This window comes from Fusicatenibacter saccharivorans, assembly GCF_027667425.1.
GTDB classification, from domain to species: domain Bacteria; phylum Bacillota; class Clostridia; order Lachnospirales; family Lachnospiraceae; genus Fusicatenibacter; species Fusicatenibacter saccharivorans.
Genome location: NZ_JAQEGR010000041.1, coordinates 1 through 903, shown reverse-complemented (window position 1 = coordinate 903; position 903 = coordinate 1). Strand labels below are relative to the sequence as shown.

Genomic DNA, 903 nt, shown 5'->3' with positions numbered 1-903 from the left:
AGACATGATACAGGGTGAGAAGCCCCTCCGTTTACGCGATCATTCCGTAGGTTTGAATGCCTTGGGTTGTTCGATTTCAAGCCCGGACATGAGCCAGTCGAATTGCTGCCAGGTCAATTGTTTTACTTCCAGCTGATTTCTGGGCCAGCGAAACCTGCCCTGAACTTCCATACGTTTATACAGCAGCACAAATCCGTCAGATTCCCAGAGCAAAGCTTTGATCCTGTCACAACGTTTTCCACAGAAAAGATACAGGGCACTTCGCCTTGGATCCATATGGAGTTGATCCTCTACAATAGCACACAGCCCGTCAATGGATTTCCGCATATCCGTTCTGCCTGTTACGATATAGATTTCATCGGCGGCTGTGATATCCCCTAACATTCCAGCTCCTTCACAATTCGAAGCGTTTGAGCCAGAAGCTGAGGATCTGTTCCATTTGGTATTGTTAGATGAAAGCTGCCTACAGACAGCTTCATTGACTCTGCTACAGAAAAGTTATTCCTTTCCGTAGCTGCCGGAATTACATTTAATGGCTGTTCATAAGGAATCGGGTCAGTATCATGAAACTCCACTCTGACAACTTCCTGGCCTTCTGGTGCGCGATAGGTGCGTCCAGTTGACGCCGGCAAATCCACACAACCTTTCTGACGCAGTCTTTTTACCCAGTTGTAAAAAGTTCCTGGCTTGATATCATGTTCCACACACCATTGATGATCTGTCAATCCACTTTGACGGCATTCCATGATGAGACGGTATTGTTCTTCGGCAGGTATTCTTTTGCTTCTCATGAGCACACCTCCATAACTTTAATAGAGTAAAATGCTCGCATCTATCATTTCTAGCAAGAAAAGATGAAGTAAAATGCTTGCATTCTCTATTGATTATTATGGGATATTTTTT

Annotated in this window: 2 protein-coding genes; both read right to left on the bottom strand. The window is 44.6% G+C overall.

From position 1 onward, the window contains the following. Positions 1–39: 39 nt before the first annotated feature. Positions 40–384: an IS66 family insertion sequence element accessory protein TnpB gene (gene tnpB / locus PGS38_RS17380; protein ID WP_009246070.1), complete on the bottom strand. Its 345-nt coding sequence runs from the start codon at positions 382–384 to the stop codon at positions 40–42. Further along, positions 378–791, bottom strand: coding sequence for an IS66 family insertion sequence element accessory protein TnpA (gene tnpA, locus PGS38_RS17375; protein WP_055228349.1), 414 nt, complete (start codon positions 789–791; stop codon positions 378–380). The genes tnpB and tnpA overlap by 7 nt, the downstream gene beginning before the upstream one ends. Positions 792–903 lie beyond the last annotated feature (112 nt).

What these genes read in the sequence shown, in the direction of transcription:
- tnpB (WP_009246070.1), bottom strand. Translation starts at nt 384, where the DNA reads ATGTTAGGGGATATCACAGCCGCCGATGAAATCTATATCGTAACAGGC.
- tnpA (WP_055228349.1), bottom strand. Translation starts at nt 791, where the DNA reads ATGAGAAGCAAAAGAATACCTGCCGAAGAACAATACCGTCTCATCATG.